Genomic DNA, 3,254 nt, shown 5'->3' on the forward strand with positions numbered 1-3,254 from the left:
CTTTGGTCAGTCTTCAGTGCCGGCCCCGGTAAAGGTCTGCTTCGGCAGGGTGTGACGGGTGGCTGGTCGTTATTTGAGAACTACACAGTGGACGCGAGCATCTGTGGCCAAGTTTTTAAGGGCGCACGGTGGATGCCTTGGCACCAGGAACCGATGAAGGACGTGAGAGGCCGCGATAGGCCCCGGGGAGCTGCCAACTGAGCTTTGATCCGGGGGTGTCCGAATGGGGAAACCCGGCAGTCGTCATGGGCTGTCACCCACTGCTGAACACATAGGCAGTGTGGAGGGAACGAGGGGAAGTGAAACATCTCAGTACCCTCAGGAAGAGAAAACAACCGTGATTCCGGGAGTAGTGGCGAGCGAAACCGGATGAGGCCAAACCGTATGCGTGTGATACCCGGCAGGGGTTGCGCATGCGGGGTTGTGGGAATGAGCTTTCACAGTCTGCCGGCTGTGAGGCGAGTCAGAAACCGTATGGATAGGCGAAGGACATGCGAAAGGTCCGGCGTAGAGGGTAAGACCCCCGTAGCTGAAATCTGTACGGCTTGCTTGCTCATCTCCCAAGTAGCACGGGGCCCGAGAAATCCCGTGTGAATCTGGCGGGACCACCCGCTAAGCCTAAATATTCCCTGGTGACCGATAGCGGATAGTACCGTGAGGGAATGGTGAAAAGTACCGCGGGAGCGGAGTGAAATAGTACCTGAAACCGTGTGCCTACAAGCCGTGGGAGCGTCGGACGTACTTGTACGTCTCGTGACTGCGTGCCTTTTGAAGAATGAGCCTGCGAGTTAGCGGTGTGTAGCGAGGTTAACCCGTGTGGGGAAGCCGTAGCGAAAGCGAGTCCGAATAGGGCGATTGAGTTGCACGCTCTAGACCCGAAGCGGAGTGATCTAGCCATGGGCAGGTTGAAGCGGAGGTAAGACTTCGTGGAGGACCGAACCCACCAGGGTTGAAAACCTGGGGGATGACCTGTGGTTAGGGGTGAAAGGCCAATCAAACTCCGTGATAGCTGGTTCTCCCCGAAATGCATTTAGGTGCAGCGTCGTGTGTTTCTTGCCGGAGGTAGAGCACTGGATAGGCGATGGGCCCTACCGGGTTACTGACCTTAGCCAAACTCCGAATGCCGGTAAGTGAGAGCACGGCAGTGAGACTGTGGGGGATAAGCTCCATGGTCGAGAGGGAAACAGCCCAGAGCATCGACTAAGGCCCCTAAGCGTACGCTAAGTGGGAAAGGATGTGGAGTCGCAGAGACAACCAGGAGGTTGGCTTAGAAGCAGCCACCCTTGAAAGAGTGCGTAATAGCTCACTGGTCAAGTGATTCCGCGCCGACAATGTAGCGGGGCTCAAGCGTACCGCCGAAGTCGTGTCATTGCAGCAATAGGGCCAACGCCCGCTGTGATGGGTAGGGGAGCGTCGTGTGCCGGGTGAAGCAGCAGCGGAAGCTAGTTGTGGACGGTTCACGAGTGAGAATGCAGGCATGAGTAGCGATACACACGTGAGAAACGTGTGCGCCGATTGACTAAGGGTTCCTGGGTCAAGCTGATCTGCCCAGGGTAAGTCGGGACCTAAGGCGAGGCCGACAGGCGTAGTCGATGGACAACCGGTTGATATTCCGGTACCCGCTTTGAAACGCCCAATATCGAATCCATTAATGCTAAGGCCGTGAAGCCGTTCCGGACCCTTCGGGGAAAGGAAAGTGGTGGAGCCGCTGACCCAAGGTGGTAGTAGGTAAGCGATGGGGTGACGCAGGAAGGTAGTCCAGCCCGGGCGGTGGTTGTCCCGGGGTAAGGGTGTAGGCCGTGTGGTAGGCAAATCCGTCACACGTTAAGGCTGAGACCTGATGCCGAGCCGATTGTGGTGAAGTGGATGATCCTATGCTGTCGAGAAAAGCCTCTAGCGAGTTTCATGGCGGCCCGTACCCTAAACCGACTCAGGTGGTCAGGTAGAGAATACCGAGGCGTTCGGGTGAACTATGGTTAAGGAACTCGGCAAAATGCCCCCGTAACTTCGGGAGAAGGGGGGCCATCACTGGTGATCGGACTTGCTCCGTGAGCTGGGGGTGGCCGCAGAGACCAGCGAGAAGCGACTGTTTACTAAAAACACAGGTCCGTGCGAAGCCGTAAGGCGATGTATACGGACTGACGCCTGCCCGGTGCTGGAACGTTAAGGGGACCGGTTAGTGACCTTTCGGGGTTGCGAAGCTGAGAACTTAAGCGCCAGTAAACGGCGGTGGTAACTATAACCATCCTAAGGTAGCGAAATTCCTTGTCGGGTAAGTTCCGACCTGCACGAATGGCGTAACGACTTCTCGACTGTCTCAACCATAGGCCCGGTGAAATTGCACTACGAGTAAAGATGCTCGTTTCGCGCAGCAGGACGGAAAGACCCCGGGACCTTTACTACAGTTTGATATTGGTGTTCGGTTCGGCTTGTGTAGGATAGGTGGGAGACTTTGAAGCAGCCACGCCAGTGGTTGTGGAGTCGCCGTTGAAATACCACTCTGGTCGTGCTGGATGTCTAACCTCGGTCCGTGATCCGGATCAGGGACAGTGTCTGATGGGTAGTTTAACTGGGGCGGTTGCCTCCCAAAGGGTAACGGAGGCGCCCAAAGGTTCCCTCAGCCTGGTTGGCAATCAGGTGTTGAGTGTAAGTGCACAAGGGAGCTTGACTGTGAGACCGACGGGTCGAGCAGGGACGAAAGTCGGGACTAGTGATCCGGCGGTGGCTTGTGGAAGCGCCGTCGCTCAACGGATAAAAGGTACCCCGGGGATAACAGGCTGATCTTCCCCAAGAGTCCATATCGACGGGATGGTTTGGCACCTCGATGTCGGCTCGTCGCATCCTGGGGCTGGAGTCGGTCCCAAGGGTTGGGCTGTTCGCCCATTAAAGCGGTACGCGAGCTGGGTTTAGAACGTCGTGAGACAGTTCGGTCCCTATCCGCTGTGCGCGTAGGAATATTGAGAAGGGCTGTCCCTAGTACGAGAGGACCGGGACGGACGAACCTCTGGTGTGCCAGTTGTCCTGCCAAGGGCATGGCTGGTTGGCTACGTTCGGGAGGGATAACCGCTGAAAGCATCTAAGCGGGAAGCCTGCTTCAAGATGAGTATTCCCACCTCCTTGAGAGGGTAAGGCTCCCAGTAGACGACTGGGTTGATAGGCCAGATGTGGAAGCCCGGTAACGGGTGGAGCTGACTGGTACTAATAGGCCGAGGGCTTGTCCTCAGTTGCTCGCGTCCACTGTGTTAGTTCTGAAG

The 3,254-nt window shown here is 56.7% G+C and carries 1 rRNA gene; it reads left to right on the forward strand.

Features of this window, described 5'->3' with window-relative positions:
* The first annotated feature begins 105 nt into the window (after positions 1-105).
* Positions 106-3,222, forward strand: a 23S ribosomal RNA gene (locus AB0O29_RS34035).
* Positions 3,223-3,254 lie beyond the last annotated feature (32 nt).

The organism is Streptomyces sp. NPDC089915 (genome assembly GCF_040684675.1).
GTDB lineage: Bacteria > Actinomycetota > Actinomycetes > Streptomycetales > Streptomycetaceae > Streptomyces.